This window comes from Shimia sp. (assembly GCF_049116215.1).
In the GTDB taxonomy this organism is placed as follows: domain Bacteria; phylum Pseudomonadota; class Alphaproteobacteria; order Rhodobacterales; family Rhodobacteraceae; genus Shimia.
Window position 1 is genome coordinate 692823 of sequence record NZ_JAGDZB010000001.1, and the last position, 14525, is coordinate 707347.

The window sequence follows — 14525 nt, forward strand, 5'->3', positions numbered from 1 at the left end:
GGACGATAGAAATGCACTTCCACCTCGACAGCCTTTGGCACGCAGAAGACGGCGCCATGGAGTTTGCCCTAACCAATTGCAGCTATGTTGCCGTGACCAAGCCCGGTCTGGTCTACACCACCCTTGTGCGCACCCTGCGTCCCTCGCGCTGCACCGGTGCGACGCTCTTGCGGCGACAGGCCAACTTTCACGAGTACGCCTCGGAAGACGGCTTTGTGCTGAAACCCGGAGAAACCTGGCGCTTCACTGAGAAAAGCCTCACGCGACCGGCACAACACTCCAACGAGGGCCCAAAGTCTGCTGGTGTTGTGCTTGACGACGGTACACTCGTGCCCGTCTTTGCCAGCGAATTGCAGGCGCCCGCCGCCCTTGGCGAGACCACGCCAACGGAAAACACGGCGTTGTCTTGCGGAGTGTTGCCGCAACCCAACCATATTCAGGTGAGCCACTGGTGCTCCAACGCCCCCGTGCACTACGCCGTGGCTCAGCGCGACTTGGCAACCATTCAAGCCGTGTCTCAGGTGGACGACCTCACCCGTCGCCTTTTTCCTTTGGCACCGGTGCCATTTGTCCTGACCGCAAAAGACGACGTGCCGCAGCTCCAGATCACAACCGACCCGTCACTTGGGGATGAGGCTTACCGGATCACTTGGACAGATGGTCAGCCGAGCTTGCAGCACAGCACAAATCAGGGCTTGCTCTACGGCCTCATCACGCTGACCCAGACCCTGACCAACGCCTATCAGGACGCAGCCAAGTGTGGCGTGCCGTTTACCGGCGAAATCTCCGATGCCCCCCGCCACGAATGGCGTGGCGCGCATCTGGATGTCTCCCGCCAAATCTACCCAATGGAGCAAGTGCTGCGCTACGTGGACATCATGGCCTGGCACAAGATGAACCGCTTCCATTGGCACCTGACCGATGACGAAGGCTGGCGGCTGGAAATCAAAGCCTATCCGCAACTCACCGAGGTCGCGGCCTTCACTGGAATGAACCTGCCGGTCCTGCCACAGCTTGGTGCAGATGTTGCGGGCCAAGGTGGCTTCTACACCCAGGATGATGCCCGCCAGGTCGTGGCCCATGCCGCCACGCTGGGTGTCGAAGTCATGCCGGAAATTGACGTACCAGGCCACTGCGCCTGCGTGCTTGGCGCGCTGCCGGAGATGGTCGATTCTGAGGAGCCGGAAAGCTACTGGTCGGTGCAAGGTTACGCCAACAACGCGCTCAACCCGGCCGTCGAAGGCTCCTACACCTTTGCCACCAAAGTGCTCGAGGAAGTGCTCGAGATCTTCCCGTTCGAAGTTGTGCACATCGGTGGGGACGAGGTGGCCGAAGACGCCTGGATGCAGTCGCCCAAAGCGCAAGCCATGATGCGCGAAACCGGCCTCAAAGGCACCCACGAACTCCAAGCTTATTTCCTGCGTCAGATTCAGGATTTCCTCGCGGACCGCGGTCGCAAGCTGGGCGGTTGGGAAGAGGTCGCCCATGGCGGCGGTCTGGACCCAGAGAAGAGCCTGCTATTTGCCTGGACAACCGTAGAGAAAACCGCTGAGCTGGCCAACGATGGCTACGATGTGGTCAGCACCCCGGGTCAGGCCTATTACCTTGATATGGCGCTGTCTGATGCTTGGTACGCACCGGGTGCAAGCTGGGCGGGGTTCACGCCACTGGACAAAACTTATGCCTTTGAAGCGGACAACGGTGATGCCGCCCTTCAAGGTCGCCTCAAAGGGGTTCAGGGCTGCATGTGGAGCGAACACCTCACCACGTTAGAGCGTCGCAACCACATGATTTATCCGCGCCTGAACGCCATTGCCGAAGCGGGCTGGAGTGAGGCTGAGAACAAGTCGTTTGAGCGCTTCGCAGCTCTGGCGGGGTTGATGCCACGCCTGTAGCAAAAAAGCCCCCGACCATCGGTGGGGGGCTTTTTCAATCCGCGACCTAGTCGCCCAACGGCTGCGGTCCGGTTCGACCGTGATAGGCCGTTAAAGACGCCCGAATGCGGCGCAGGTTTTCCGTGGTCTCCGATGCCATGCCCTGCGCCACCGCCATTGCCAGCGAATCCACCAAAATCATATGCACGTACCGCGAAGCTGTTGGTTTGTGGATGTCCCGATCCTCGGGTAAATCCACGACAATCGGAATGCTGCAAGCCTCTGCCAAACGCGTGCCCGGCTTGGTGATACAAATGGTTGTCGCGCCATAGCCACCAGCAATTTCCGCCGCGCCAACAATGGCATCTGCCTCACCGCTGGCCGAAATCAAAAAAAGCACATCACCCGCTTTCAACGTCGCCGCCCGCATCTGCAGGATGTAGCTGTCGCTGGTGGACACCGACGGAATGCCAAGGCGGAAAAACCGGTTGGCCGCTTCTTGGGACACGTTAGACGAACCGCCACCAATCCCCGCAAACAACAAATGCTGCGTGTCCAGCAGTGCGGCCTTTGCACGCTCCATCACATCAGGCTCAATCTGGTGGCGCATCGTATTTGTGGCGGCAAACAACGCCGCGAGAATTTGATCAACCGCCGTGTCCCCGGCAGCCGGCGCTGGCAACGGATCAGCGGAGAGATATTGGCGGCTGACCGCGAGGTTCTGCGCCAACCGCAGCTTAAATTCCCGAAAACCATCACACCCCAACGTCCGACAAAACCGGATCACCGTGGGCGTGCTGACCTCACAGTGTTTCGCCAACTCCGCAATGTTCATCGAGCTGACATCTTCGAGGTGTGCTTTGACGTAATTGGCCACTTTCTGCTCCTGCGTCGCCAGCTTGCCGTCATGGTGATGCAGCGCGGAGATCACATCGCCCGCTCCGGCACGTCCCTTTTTGGGAGGCAGGTTGTCCAGGTTCGATTCGGTGGCGTTATCAGTCACATCATCCTCACATTTCTTTGTATCGATGTGTAACTCAGATACATTTTCACGTCAAATAACACGAAAATCTCCCTTTAGTTACGGCAACTTGCCGCCAATTCTGTACTTCAGTAACAAAATTGACTTGATTGCCTCACGAATTCGAAAATATACGTACCTAAAGTACATAATTCGTTCCAGGGGAGGGGGCCGATGCGTCACTGGGCAGAAACTGCCAGCGCGAAGATCAACACAGTCGTTGAGGCCATTGTTGCAGCCCTGATGCTGGCCTTGGTGCTAGATGTCTGGCTTGGGGTGATCGACCGCTACTTCTTTCACTGGCAACTGCCGTGGCCCGAAGTGCTGGCCCGCTATCTGATGATCTGGGCCGCGATGTTGGCCGTGTCCTCCGGCATTGCCCGACGCGACCACATTGGCCTGACCGCGTTCATCATGGTTCTGCCGTATCAGGTCCGCCGCGCAGTTCTGATCCTGATGGACGTCATTGCTCTGGCGCTGTTCCTCTATGTGGCCTGGTACGGCATCGCCTTCGCCCAATCCGGCGCGCCGCGTCAGGCCATGATCTTTGGTGTCAGCCTCGCGCCGTTTTATGCCGCGATCCCTGTCGCAGCGATCCTATCGTCCATTCAGCTTGCCCTCGTTCTCTTGCGCGACCTGGGCACGCATATCGACAATCCGCCCTTCTCTGATCACCTCGAGGAGGAAACCTCATGATTGTCGCCATCACGTTTGTGCTGCTCATCCTGTTTGGCATGCCCATTGGCTTTGCCATTGGGCTGGCAGGTGTTGTGGGTCTGATCGACATGGCTGGGACACAGTTTCTCGCCATTGGTCCAAGCAAAGTCTTCAACGGGCTGAACATTTTCCCATTCCTCGCCATGCCGTTTTTCATCCTTGCCGGTGAAATTATGAACGACATTGGCATCACCAACCGATTGGTGAAGCTGGCCCAGGTGCTGGTTGGCCGTTTCCGCGGTGGACTGGCGCACACCAACATGCTCGCCTCAGTGTTTTTTGCTGGCCTCACCGGCTCTGCCACCGCCGACGCAGCCGCCTTTGGCCGCACCTTGGTGCCAGCGATGGTCAAAGAGGGTTATAAACGCGATTACGCCTGTGCTGTGACCGCTGCTGGCTCCATCATCGGCCCCACCATCCCGCCCTCTGGACTGATGGTTGTTTATGGCTCCCTGATGGGCGTCTCGATTGCAGGCCTGTTTGCTGCCGGTGTTCTACCCGGGTTGGTGATCTGTCTGGTTTGCATGAGCGTCATCGCCATTGGCGGCAAACGGGAAAACCTGCCCAAAGCTGCGCGCGGCGCCACGCCACGTGAAGTCTGGGACACTTTTGTCTCGTCTCTTACGGCTCTCGCTATGCCCGTCATCATCCTCGGCGGCATTCTGGGCGGCGTTGTCACCCCCACCGAAGCGGCCTCAATTGCCGTGGCCTATGCGGTGTTCATCGGCGTGTTTGTCTACCGCACCCTGACCATCAAAGGCTTCTACGGCATGCTGGTGCGCACCGCGCGCATCACCGGTGTGATTTTTGTCATCATCGCTTTTGCGGGCATCCTGGGCTGGTGGATGAGCTTTGAACGCATTCCGCAACTGATTGCGGAAACCGTGTTGGGCCTGTCTGACAACCGCTACGCCGTGATCGCCATCATCATCGGCCTGCTTTTACTGGTTGGCATGGTCATGGACATCACCGCCATTCTGATCATTCTGGCCCCGGTGCTGGTCCCACTCACGGAACAGGTAGGTCTCGAGCCGATCCACGCAGGCATCATCTTTGTCCTGGCTCTGAACATCTCACTGATGACACCGCCGGTCGGTGCCTGCCTCTTTGTCTTATCCTCGGTCACCGGCGAAAAACTGGAACGCATCTCCATCAAATTGTTCCCGTTCCTGCTCGCCGAAGTCGCCATCCTATTTGCCTTTGCCTTTTGGGAAGACGCCGCACTCTGGCTGCCCCGAATGCTCGGCTTTGCTCAATAACCACCAATAACTAAACCCAACGGGAGGAACCCATGAAAACTCTTATCAAAGGTCTGGCAATCGCCGCGACAATGACCGCGACCAGCGCAACTGCTGGCGGCGTGATCAAATTTGGTCACGACAACAAAACCGATCCGTTTGAAAACCCGGCCCACGCCTGTACTGCCGTGTTCTCCAATATCGTGACCGCAGACACCAACGGTTCCGTATCTGTCGAAGTCTTCGGCTCCAACCAACTCGGCTCCGCCGCCGAGCACGTGCAGCAGGTTCGCGACGGCATCATCCAGGCCACCCTGACCTCCACCGGCGCTTTGGCCAGCTACTACCCACGGATCGACGTGCTGAACCTGCCGTTTGCCTTTGACGGCAACGCTTCCACTTACGAAGTGTTTGACGGTGACTTCGGCAAAGAACTGGCCGCCGACATCGAAGCGGAACTGGGCGACGTTGTGGTTCTGGGCTTCCCGGACACCGGCGGTTTCTTTGCGGTGACCAACTCCAAACACGCGATTGCGGATCTGAAAGACTTTGAAGGCATCCGCATCCGCACCATGACTCTGCCATCGCACCAGAAGATCATGCAGTCTTTGGGTGCAGAGGCCTATCCCCTGTCTTGGGGCGAAGTTTACTCCGGCCTGCAAACCGGCGTGATCGACGGCCAGATGAACCCGGTGCCAATCATTTCTTTTGCCAACTTCGCCGAAGTACAAAAGCACATGACCCTGACCAACCACCTGTTCTCGCCATACACTTTCATGATCAACCGTGCATTTTATGAAGGTCTGAGCGACAGCGAGCGTGCCACCATTCACACGGCTGCGGAAAACTGTGTTGCCGCAAGCCGTGGCCTGTCCCGCATCATCGAAGCGTCTGATCGTGGTCTGGCTGGCCTGATGGACAAAATTGAAGTGACCGCTCTGTCCGCGGAACAGCGTGCCGCCATGGCCGGTGCTGCCCAGCCAGCGTTTGAAGCCCACGTGGCGGAGAACATGGATGACCGCGCCGGTGAGCTTCTGGCGAAGTTCAAGTCCGAGGTTGCTGCAGCAAACGCTGCCAGCTACCTCGACTAAAACCATCCCACCCCTATCCTCCAAAAGCGGGTGGGGACTTGGGCAAGCATTCAGCGGGATGCTTGCCCGCCTTGTTTAAACAAAGGACCAAAACATGCGGGTTTTCTGTGCTTCGGTTGCCACCGAAACCAACACTTTTTCGCCGTTGCGCACTGATTTTGCCGACTTCGCACAGAGCTTTTACGCCCCGCCCGGCAAGCATCCGGAAACGCCCACCCTTTGCAGCGCGGTTTTCCCCGCCCTGCGTAAACGCGCCAAAGCGGGCGAGGTGGAGCTGATCGAGGGCACCGCCACCTGGGCAGAACCAGGCGGCCTTGTGAACGCCCGCACCTGGGATCGCCTGCGCGAAGAAGTGCTGGACCAGTTGAAAGCCGCCTTGCCGGTGGAAGCTGTTGTCCTGGGCTTGCACGGCGCAATGATTGCCGATGGCTGCGTCGATTGTGAAGGCACTCTGATCGAAGCCGTGCGCGAGATTGTTGGACCTGCAGTCACCATTGGCGTGACCTTTGATCCGCACAGCCACCTGAGCGACAAACGTGTGAGTAACGCCGATATCATCACCGTGTTCAAAGAATTTCCCCACACGGATTTTGTTGAAACCGGCGAAGCCTGTGTAGACCTGACCCTGCGCGCCGCCGGTGGCGAGATCATCCCGCAGATCTCAGTGTTTGATGTGCGAATGATGGACGTGCTGCCCACCAGCCGCCACCCCATGCGCGGCTTTGTGGACAAGATGATGGCGCTAGAAGCCGACGGCACAGCCCTGTCGATCTCCACTATTCACGGCTTTATGGCGGGCGACTCCCCAGATCTTGGCGCTAAAATCATTGTGATCAGCAACGGTAACAAACCTGCGGGAACCGCTCTCGCCCGCGAGTTGGGGATGGAGCTGTTTTCTTGCCGTGGCACCACCAAACCCGAGTTTCTCACCGTCGAAGACGCTCTCACTAAAGCCACTACGGCAAGCGCTGGCCCGGTGATCATTGCAGACGTTTGGGACAATCCAGGCGGCGGTGTGGCGGGCGATTCTACCATTCTATTGCAAGCGGCATTGGAAATGCAGGTCGCCAATATGGCACTCGGTACCATCTGGGATCCGATGGCTGTTCGCCTGTGTCACGCCGCAGGCGAAGGCGCAGAGCTCGATCTGCGCTTTGGCGGCAAGACCTCTGCCCACGCGGGCGCTCCGATTGATGCCACCGTCACCGTGCAAAAAGTCGTCACTGACGCTGTTCAAAGCTTCGGCGACTCCATCGTCCCGTTGGGTGACTGCGCCGTGATCAATGTGAACGGCATCGACGTGGCGCTCAATTCCAACCGCTCTCAAACCTTCTCCCCGGACCTGTTCACCAACCTCGGCATCGACATTGCCGCAAAACAGGTGGTGGCAGTGAAATCCACCAACCACTTCCACGGCGCCTTTGCTCCGGTTGCCGCAGACATCCTGTATGCAGCCGTCAATGGCCCCTACCCCAACGACCCAACCACGACTCCTTTCACCCGCCTGACGCGCCCTCTGTGGCCCATTGTTGAGGCGCCGCATGAAGAGGAACTGGCATGACCTTCCCATCCATCGACACGCCCGCAGTGCTGATTGATCTCAACATTGCTGAGGCCAATATCGACCGCTACCAAGCCTATTGTGACGATCACAAATTGCACCTGCGGCCCCATATCAAAACCCACAAGCTGCCCCTGCTGGCCAAACGCCAACTGGAAGCTGGAGCCGTTGGGATCTGCTGTCAAAAGGTCAGCGAAGCTGAGGCCATGATCTCCGAGGGCGGAATCGAAAACATATTGATCACCTACAACATTCTCGGGTCCGAGAAATTGGCTCGCCTGCGCGCACTCTCCGAAAAAGTCCGCCTGAGTGTTGTGGCCGACAGCAAAGCCGCCATCAACGGTCTCTCAGACGCCTTCACCGGCGCCCCAACATCCCTAACCGTGCTGGTCGAATGCGACACCGGCGGCGCACGCTGTGGCGTGATGACTCCCGAGCAAGCGGCTGATCTTGCGGCACACATCGACGCTAAACCTGGACTGGCCTTTGGCGGTCTGATGACACACCCGTCGATTGGACAAGAAGCGACCGTACAAAATTGGCTGACCACCGCGGTGGACATGATCACCGCAACCGGCCTGCAGGTGCAAACAGTCTCGATCGGCAGCAGCCCTAACATGTGGCGCACACATGACGTGCCCATTGCCACCGAATACCGAATTGGCACTTACATCTACAACGATCGCTCCCTGGTCGCGCATGGCGTCTGCACCGAGGACGATTGCGCTCTCACGGTTTTGGCCACAGTGGTCTCCGTACCGAACGACACCCGCGCCATCATCGATGCTGGCTCCAAAGTGCTGACCTCCGACTTGCTTGGGCTGGAAGGGCATGGTGGTGTTGTCGGACGCCCTGACATCACAATTTCCGGCCTGGCCGAAGAGCACGGCATCCTGACCGCTGACACCATCAATCTCACTGTCGGCGACCGCCTGCGCATCATCCCCAACCACGCCTGCGTGGTGACCAATATGATGGATGAGATCCAACTGATCCGCGGCGACACCCCACAGGGCGCACAGCCCGTTGCCGCACGCGGCAAGGTCTGGTGACCTTCGCTCCCAACCCCTTTCTCTTTTACCTAAACACAAGGACTCACAAATATGAGCAGCAAAAAAATCATACGCCTCGGAGATGACCGCACCGGTGCCGGTGGACAGCCTCTGCCCTTTGCCCCAGCGGTGCGGGCCGGCGACTTTGTCTTCATCTCCGGCCAGGTGGCGATGAAAGAAAACGGCGAGATCGAAGACGGTGGCATCGAAAGCCAAACCCGCCGCACCATGGAAAACCTGATCAAGGCGCTGGAACTGGCCGATTGCACCCTGGAAGACATCGCCAAAGTGGGCGTCTGGCTCGACGATCCGCGTGACTTCTGGACCTTCAACCGCGTGTACGCCAGCTACTTCCCCAACGGCGGCCCTGCACGCTCCACTGTGCGTTCTCAGATCATGGTGGACGCCAAGGTCGAGATCGACGCGATGGTCTACAAACCACTGGACTAACCCCAATCGGTTCAAATCCATTCTTCAATGGCCCGCCTTTGGTGGGCCATTTTTGTGTCCGAAAGACACCCCCGCTCAAACCACACGCCATACGGTACAAAGCGCGGCGATGCTGCGGAAGCTATTCTGATTTTGGGAAAGAACCAATGGTGCCCAGAAGAGGACTCGAACCTCCACGTCCATACGGACACTAGCACCTGAAGCTAGCGCGTCTACCAATTCCGCCATCTGGGCACGGGTTGGTGAGACAGGCGTTTAAGCCTAGCTGCGGGGGGTGTCAACGCGATTCTCGGACTTTTTCAACTTTTGTCTTCGCACCGACAATCCCGACTCCGAGACACCCCCAAATTTGGCAAATTTTGCAGGGGTTTCTTGTCGCGCCCCCAGCTTTGGAACTTGTTCTGAACCGCTGTCGGCGCTATCCATCTCTAAATGGTCTACCTTGGAGGCAACCCATGTCCAAACTTGTCACCATCTTTGGCGGCTCCGGCTTTGTCGGACGTCACATTGCCCGCCGTATGGCAAAAGAAGGCTGGCTCGTACGGGTCGCGGTGCGCCGCCCCAACGAAGCCATGTTTGTGAAGCCTTACGGCTCTGTTGGCCAAGTCGAACCAGTGTTCTGCAACGTTCGTGACGACGCCTCCGTTCAGGCTGTGATGCAAGGCTCTGACGCGGTGGTGAACTGCGTTGGCATTCTGTCAGACCGTGCCAAGAACACGTTTGACGCTGTGCAGCACGAAGGCGCCGAACGCATTGCCCGCATCGCCGCAGCAGAAAACGTTGACACCATGGTGCATATCTCTGCCATCGGCGCTGACAAGGACAGTGACAGCGACTATGCGCTGTCCAAGGCACTTGGCGAAGACGGCGTGCTGCAACACATGCCCAACGCCATGATCCTGCGCCCATCGGTGATTTTTGGTCAGGACGATCAGTTCTTCAACCGCTTCGCCTCCATGTCGCGGCTGGGTCCGGTTCTGCCCCTGGTGGGCGGCGACACCAAGTTCCAGCCGGTCTATGTTGATGACGTGGCGCAAGCAGCTGTCATGGGCATCAAAGGCAAGGCCACCGGCACCTTTGAGCTCGGCGGACCGGAAGTGGACACTCTGCGGGGCTGGGTCACCGAGATGCTCGAGGTCATCCATCGCAACAAGCTGATCGCCAACTTGCCGTTTTTTGTTGGCGGCCTGATGGCTTTTGGCTTTGGCCTGCTTCAGAGCGTGACGTTTGGTTTGGTCCACAATTCCGTGATCACCAAAGACCAACTTAAGTTGCTGAAAAAAGACAATGTGGTCAGCGACGATGCGCAGGGCTTTGCCGCACTTGGCATCAGGCCGCTGGCGCCGGAAGCCATCATGCCCGACTATCTGTGGCGCTTCCGCCCGTCTGGCCAGTACGACGCCATCAAAGATTCGGCGCGCAATCTCAAGATCTGACGCACTCCAACTCCAACAAAAAGCCCCGCCTGACACACTCAGGCGGGGCTTTTTGCTTTAAAAGGGGCCTGACCACCTTAGCGGCTGTCCCGCTCCTTCAACATCTTTTCAATATCCCCCAACCGCGCCAGCACTTCGTCGCGGTAGTTACCGGTCTCGGCCTCGGCCTCCACATGGTGCGCGTCCTGCATGGAGTTCACCACCAAACCCACCACAAGGTTGAGCACCACAAACGTGGTCAGCAGAATAAACGGCACAAAGAACATCCAGGCGTAGGGATAAACCTCCATCACCGGACGCACGATGCCCATGGACCAGCTTTCCAGCGTCATGATCTGAAACAGCGAGTAACCAGATTTTCCAAGCGTGCCAAACCAAACCGGGAAGGCCGCACCAAACAGTTTGGTTGCCATCACCGCGCCAATATAGAAAATCAGCGCCATGAGCAGGAATACGGAGCCCATGCCTGGCAAAGCATTGAGCAACCCTTCGATGACGCGGCGCAGAGACGGTGCAACCGACACCACCCGCAACAGACGCAGAATCCGCAACGCCCGTAGCACTGAAAGCCCTTGGGCCGCAGGCACCAACGCCACGCCGACAATGATGAAATCAAACAGGTTCCAACCGTCTCGGAAAAACTGGCCACGCTGCACATAAAGCTTGGCAACAATCTCTCCGACAAAAATCGCCAAACACAGCGCGTCCAGCGTGATCAGAAGTGGACCAATAGCCTCCATCAGAGGTTTGGACGTCTCCATGCCAAGGATGACGGCATTGAAAAGGATCACGCCCAAAATGGCGTTGCGAAAGGCAGGGCGCTCAATAAACGCCCCGATTTTGTCGCGTAGGCTCATATAAGAATTCTCAAAGTTGCGCGTTTGTACTTGGGTTGAGGGCTACATAGGTGAGGGGGGCGGGTCTTCGCAACCCACCCCCACAAATCATTGCACTTATGGTTTCCAGCCCGGCGGTCCAAACAGCCGCCCCCACAACTCTCGTCCAGTCTTGGCGCGCTTGATGTCACGCCACAGTCCTGGCAACTCAGAGAACCACACTTTGACCGGGTTCTGGCTGTCAAAATCGGTGGTCAGCCCGTATCGCGGCCGCTCTTCTTCCACCTGAAAGCTGCCAAACAACCGGTCCCAGATGATTAGGATGCCACCGTAGTTCTTATCCAGATACTTGTTGTCACAACCATGATGCACCCGGTGATGGCTTGGCGTGTTCAACACTTTCTCCAGCGGGCCCAGCTTGCCAATCAACTCGGTGTGCAACCATGTCTGATAAGCCTGCACAAGGATCACCGATCCCAGAACCACATCCGGACTGAAGCCAACCAAGATCATGGGAATATGCGCAATGAAGGACCACAGGCTTTCCAGCGGCCCAAAGCGCACAGCGGTGACAATGTTATAGTCCCGGCTGGAGTGATGCACCGCGTGTTGCGTCCACAGGATGCGCACCCGATGGGCAATCCGATGCTCCCAATAATACGTCAGATCAGCAATCAACACCGCCAACAGGATCCAGGGCAATGTAGTTGGCAAATGCCAACTCACCACGGTTTCGCTAAAGACATAGAGGCCAAAATAGAGCGCCGTCATCATTGTCGCTTCGAGCAACAGATAGGGTACCTGTGTCGACGCACTCGCCAACATTTCAAGCCAAGTTTTGCCTTTCAACGACCCTTTAAACCAGGCTTCGGCAATCTCAATCACAAGGATGGCCAGCCCGATGAGAAAGAACACCTCATCTACCTGCGTGGCCAATTCAATAAACTGCTCCGGTATCATTTTGCCCCTCCCGTCAAACCCGATTGCAACGTGCGCCATGCCAGCGCTGCGGCCTCCTCAGGCGTTGCATCGCCATCCCGCACCACGGTCCAGGCGGCATAGGTCAGTGTTTCAATTGCCTGCACGATCCAGGCGGTTGGCACAGTTGCGTCAAACCCACCTTCCTCTTTCGCCGCCTCAACTGCTTCGGCGGTTTCGTCCAGCTGTTGCGTGTAGGCCTCCAGCACCTCTGGCACATGATCTAAGGGTTCATTGGCAAGGAACATTTGCCGATCCGCCAGCGGAATGATCACCTCCAGACTCAGGCGCAATGCCTCTGTGTAACTCGGCGCATCCTTGGTGGCTGCCTCTATGGCATCATCTAATTCTTGCATCGCAACCATCGCGAGCGCGGCCATAAGGTCCTCGCGCCCGGCATAGTGACGATGCAACGTCGCACGCCCCACACCCGCCTCTTTGGCGACATCCGCCAATGTGGCTGTGGGATTTGCGGAGAAGACGGAGAACCCCGCCTCAATGATTTTGGCTTCTGATTTTTTAAACATGAGACAAAGATGTCTCATTTTTACGTGATGTCAAGAGGTGCCCTTTGCGCAATTTTCGGGTCGCCGCGCCAAACTCGACAAACTAGGTTACTCTCAAGACAGGAGATGACCCCATGAATGACATGACCGAAGGCTATCACTACAACGTCATGCGCCGCGCAATTGACCTGATCGATCAAGGTGGTGAAAACATGTCTCTCGACGACCTCTCCAAGGCCATGGGCATGAGCCCCGCGCACTTTCAACGGCTCTTCACTCGGTGGGCCGGCGTCTCTCCCAAACGGTTTCAACAGTATCTCACTTTGGGCCACGCTAAAGTGCTGCTGCACGATCACTTCACCACATTGGACACCGCCAATTCCGTGGGCCTCTCCGGTTCTGGCCGATTGCACGACCTGTTTCTACGCTGGGAAGCCATGAGCCCTGGCGACTACGCCAAGCGCGGCGAGGGCCTGACCATCTATTGGGGGTGGTTTGACAGCCCCTTTGGTCTCTCACTGGTTGCAGGCACGGAAAAAGGCATCTGTGGTATCGGCTTTGCCGCAGAAACGGGAACTGAGGCCACGATGGAAGACCTGTTTTCCCGCTGGCCCAACGCTAACCTAGTAGAAGATCCGATGTTCCTGCGCCCTTGGGTGCTTGCCGCCTACCAAGCGGAGCAGGCCGATCACGACAAAGTGCCAGTCTTTATGATTGGTTCCGCGCTGCAGATCAAAGTCTGGGAAGCGCTCATGCGCATCCCCTCCGGTGAGGTCACAACTTATGCCGAAATCGCCCGCAGCATCGGAAATCCCCGCGCGGTGCGGGCCGTTGGCACCGCCGTGGGTCGCAACCCGGTTAGTTGGCTGATCCCCTGTCACCGTGCCATGCGCAAATCTGGCGGGTTGGGCGGCTACCACTGGGGCTTACCAGTCAAACGCGCTCTGCTCGCTTATGAGTCCGCCCGCGCCGAGGCCTGAGCTGACCTTCGGCATCAATTTGCCGATACCACGCGGCTCTTTGCTTGGGGCACACCGAGAAACCAAGTATACAGGCCTCAAAAGCCGATCAACGGCATCAATACTTGAGGCAATGAGATGAAGACACTCCCCCTTTCCCTGAGCGCTGTTGCTCTGCTAGGCCTGACCGCCTGCACCGATCCAGCCTATGTGTCCGGCTCCGCTGAGGACCGCGATCAGTATCGCAAAACCAAAAACGGCGCGATCATTGGCGCGCTGGCTGGCGCTGGCATCGCCGCCGTCACCGATGGCGACCCCTTGATTGGTGCCGCGCTTGGCGCCGGTGCCGGTGCGATTGTCGGCAATGTGCTGGACAAACAAGAGGCCGAACTTCGGGCCCAGCTGGATGATGACGTGCGCATCGAAAACACCGGCGACCGTCTGATCCTGACCTTGCCGCAGGACATCCTGTTTGACGTCGACAGCTATTCCGTCAACGCCGGTCTGCAGGACGATTTGGCCAAAGTTGCAACCAGCCTTGAGAAATACCCAGACAGCACCGTGCAGATCCTAGGGCACACTGACAACACCGGATCGGCCAGCCACAACCAGACCCTGTCTGAGCGTCGCGCCAATGCGGTGGCCGACGTGCTGCTCACCAATGGGGTGCCTGTCAGCCGGATCGACACCATTGGCCGCGGAGAGGATCAACCGATTGCGTCCAACCTTGACGAAGAAGGTCGCCGGCAGAACCGCCGGGTGGAAATTGTGATCCTGCCCACTGCCGCCTAAGACCGCGCAGTGGC

14 protein-coding genes and 1 tRNA gene are annotated in these 14525 nt (G+C 57.9%); 10 read left to right on the forward strand and 5 right to left on the reverse strand.

Translation table 11 applies throughout. From position 1 onward, the window contains the following. The first annotated feature begins 11 nt into the window (after positions 1-11). Positions 12-1895, forward strand: coding sequence for a beta-N-acetylhexosaminidase (locus tag JXR15_RS03295; RefSeq protein WP_422051805.1), 1884 nt, complete (start codon positions 12-14; stop codon positions 1893-1895). A 46-nt stretch (positions 1896-1941) separates the two neighbouring features. Here the strand turns inward: JXR15_RS03295 and JXR15_RS03300 are convergent, their stop codons facing one another. Beyond that, a complete protein-coding gene (locus JXR15_RS03300; RefSeq protein WP_422051806.1) occupies positions 1942-2877 on the reverse strand; it encodes a MurR/RpiR family transcriptional regulator in 936 nt (311 codons plus the stop codon). Positions 2878-3069: 192 nt separating this feature from the next. Between JXR15_RS03300 and JXR15_RS03305 the strand changes: the two genes are divergently transcribed. The 6 genes from JXR15_RS03305 to JXR15_RS03330 all read left to right on the forward strand — a co-directional run bounded on the left by JXR15_RS03305 (position 3070) and on the right by JXR15_RS03330 (position 9004). Continuing rightward, on the forward strand, positions 3070-3591 hold the full coding sequence (locus tag JXR15_RS03305; RefSeq protein WP_422051807.1) for a TRAP transporter small permease: 522 nt from the start codon (positions 3070-3072) through the stop codon (positions 3589-3591). Next, positions 3588-4871: a TRAP transporter large permease gene (locus tag JXR15_RS03310; RefSeq protein WP_422051808.1), complete on the forward strand. Its 1284-nt coding sequence runs from the start codon at positions 3588-3590 to the stop codon at positions 4869-4871. The genes JXR15_RS03305 and JXR15_RS03310 overlap by 4 nt, the downstream gene beginning before the upstream one ends. A 32-nt stretch (positions 4872-4903) precedes the next feature. Next, positions 4904-5941 (forward strand): DctP family TRAP transporter solute-binding subunit, encoded by a 1038-nt coding sequence (locus JXR15_RS03315; RefSeq protein WP_422051809.1) that lies wholly within the window; start codon positions 4904-4906, stop codon positions 5939-5941. Between the two features lie 94 nt (positions 5942-6035). Next, complete coding sequence (locus JXR15_RS03320) at positions 6036-7502, forward strand: M81 family metallopeptidase (protein ID WP_422051810.1); 1467 nt, start codon at positions 6036-6038, stop codon at positions 7500-7502. Then, a complete protein-coding gene (locus JXR15_RS03325) occupies positions 7499-8554 on the forward strand; it encodes a D-TA family PLP-dependent enzyme (RefSeq protein ID WP_422051811.1) in 1056 nt (351 codons plus the stop codon). The genes JXR15_RS03320 and JXR15_RS03325 overlap by 4 nt, the downstream gene beginning before the upstream one ends. 51 nt (positions 8555-8605) lie before the next feature. Beyond that, a complete protein-coding gene (locus JXR15_RS03330; protein WP_422051812.1) occupies positions 8606-9004 on the forward strand; it encodes a RidA family protein in 399 nt (132 codons plus the stop codon). A 147-nt stretch (positions 9005-9151) separates the two neighbouring features. Here JXR15_RS03330 and JXR15_RS03335 read toward each other — a convergent pair. Further along, positions 9152-9238: transfer RNA gene (locus JXR15_RS03335), tRNA-Leu, on the reverse strand. Between the two features lie 221 nt (positions 9239-9459). On the opposite strand from JXR15_RS03335, the gene JXR15_RS03340 reads away from it, so the two are divergent. Continuing rightward, positions 9460-10440, forward strand: a complete 981-nt coding sequence (locus JXR15_RS03340) for a complex I NDUFA9 subunit family protein (protein ID WP_422051813.1) — start codon at positions 9460-9462, stop codon at positions 10438-10440. A 77-nt stretch (positions 10441-10517) separates the two neighbouring features. Here the strand turns inward: JXR15_RS03340 and JXR15_RS03345 are convergent, their stop codons facing one another. The 3 genes from JXR15_RS03345 to JXR15_RS03355 form a co-directional block, all read right to left on the reverse strand. After that, positions 10518-11297 carry an ion transporter gene (locus JXR15_RS03345; protein WP_422051814.1) on the reverse strand — a complete coding sequence of 260 codons (780 nt, stop codon included), beginning with the start codon at positions 11295-11297 and terminating at the stop codon, positions 10518-10520. Between the two features lie 96 nt (positions 11298-11393). Next, complete coding sequence (locus JXR15_RS03350; protein ID WP_422051815.1) at positions 11394-12236, reverse strand: sterol desaturase family protein; 843 nt, start codon at positions 12234-12236, stop codon at positions 11394-11396. Further along, positions 12233-12781, reverse strand: coding sequence for a TetR/AcrR family transcriptional regulator (locus tag JXR15_RS03355; protein WP_422051816.1), 549 nt, complete (start codon positions 12779-12781; stop codon positions 12233-12235). Before JXR15_RS03355 ends, JXR15_RS03350 begins: the two co-directional genes overlap by 4 nt. A 113-nt stretch (positions 12782-12894) precedes the next feature. Between JXR15_RS03355 and JXR15_RS03360 the strand changes: the two genes are divergently transcribed. After that, on the forward strand, positions 12895-13740 hold the full coding sequence (locus tag JXR15_RS03360; RefSeq protein WP_422051817.1) for a methylated-DNA--[protein]-cysteine S-methyltransferase: 846 nt from the start codon (positions 12895-12897) through the stop codon (positions 13738-13740). 117 nt (positions 13741-13857) lie between these two features. Then, positions 13858-14511 carry an OmpA family protein gene (locus tag JXR15_RS03365; RefSeq protein WP_422051818.1) on the forward strand — a complete coding sequence of 218 codons (654 nt, stop codon included), beginning with the start codon at positions 13858-13860 and terminating at the stop codon, positions 14509-14511. Positions 14512-14525: the final 14 nt, after the last annotated feature.

What these genes read in the sequence shown, in the direction of transcription:
- JXR15_RS03360 (WP_422051817.1), top strand. Translation starts at nt 12,895, where the DNA reads ATGAATGACATGACCGAAGGCTATCACTACAACGTCATGCGCCGCGCA.
- JXR15_RS03310 (WP_422051808.1), top strand. Translation starts at nt 3,588, where the DNA reads ATGATTGTCGCCATCACGTTTGTGCTGCTCATCCTGTTTGGCATGCCC.
- JXR15_RS03355 (WP_422051816.1), bottom strand. Translation starts at nt 12,781, where the DNA reads ATGTTTAAAAAATCAGAAGCCAAAATCATTGAGGCGGGGTTCTCCGTC.
- JXR15_RS03340 (WP_422051813.1), top strand. Translation starts at nt 9,460, where the DNA reads ATGTCCAAACTTGTCACCATCTTTGGCGGCTCCGGCTTTGTCGGACGT.
- JXR15_RS03330 (WP_422051812.1), top strand. Translation starts at nt 8,606, where the DNA reads ATGAGCAGCAAAAAAATCATACGCCTCGGAGATGACCGCACCGGTGCC.
- JXR15_RS03325 (WP_422051811.1), top strand. Translation starts at nt 7,499, where the DNA reads ATGACCTTCCCATCCATCGACACGCCCGCAGTGCTGATTGATCTCAAC.
- JXR15_RS03350 (WP_422051815.1), bottom strand. Translation starts at nt 12,236, where the DNA reads ATGATACCGGAGCAGTTTATTGAATTGGCCACGCAGGTAGATGAGGTG.
- JXR15_RS03365 (WP_422051818.1), top strand. Translation starts at nt 13,858, where the DNA reads ATGAAGACACTCCCCCTTTCCCTGAGCGCTGTTGCTCTGCTAGGCCTG.
- JXR15_RS03305 (WP_422051807.1), top strand. Translation starts at nt 3,070, where the DNA reads ATGCGTCACTGGGCAGAAACTGCCAGCGCGAAGATCAACACAGTCGTT.
- JXR15_RS03295 (WP_422051805.1), top strand. Translation starts at nt 12, where the DNA reads ATGCACTTCCACCTCGACAGCCTTTGGCACGCAGAAGACGGCGCCATG.
- JXR15_RS03320 (WP_422051810.1), top strand. Translation starts at nt 6,036, where the DNA reads ATGCGGGTTTTCTGTGCTTCGGTTGCCACCGAAACCAACACTTTTTCG.
- JXR15_RS03345 (WP_422051814.1), bottom strand. Translation starts at nt 11,297, where the DNA reads ATGAGCCTACGCGACAAAATCGGGGCGTTTATTGAGCGCCCTGCCTTT.
- JXR15_RS03315 (WP_422051809.1), top strand. Translation starts at nt 4,904, where the DNA reads ATGAAAACTCTTATCAAAGGTCTGGCAATCGCCGCGACAATGACCGCG.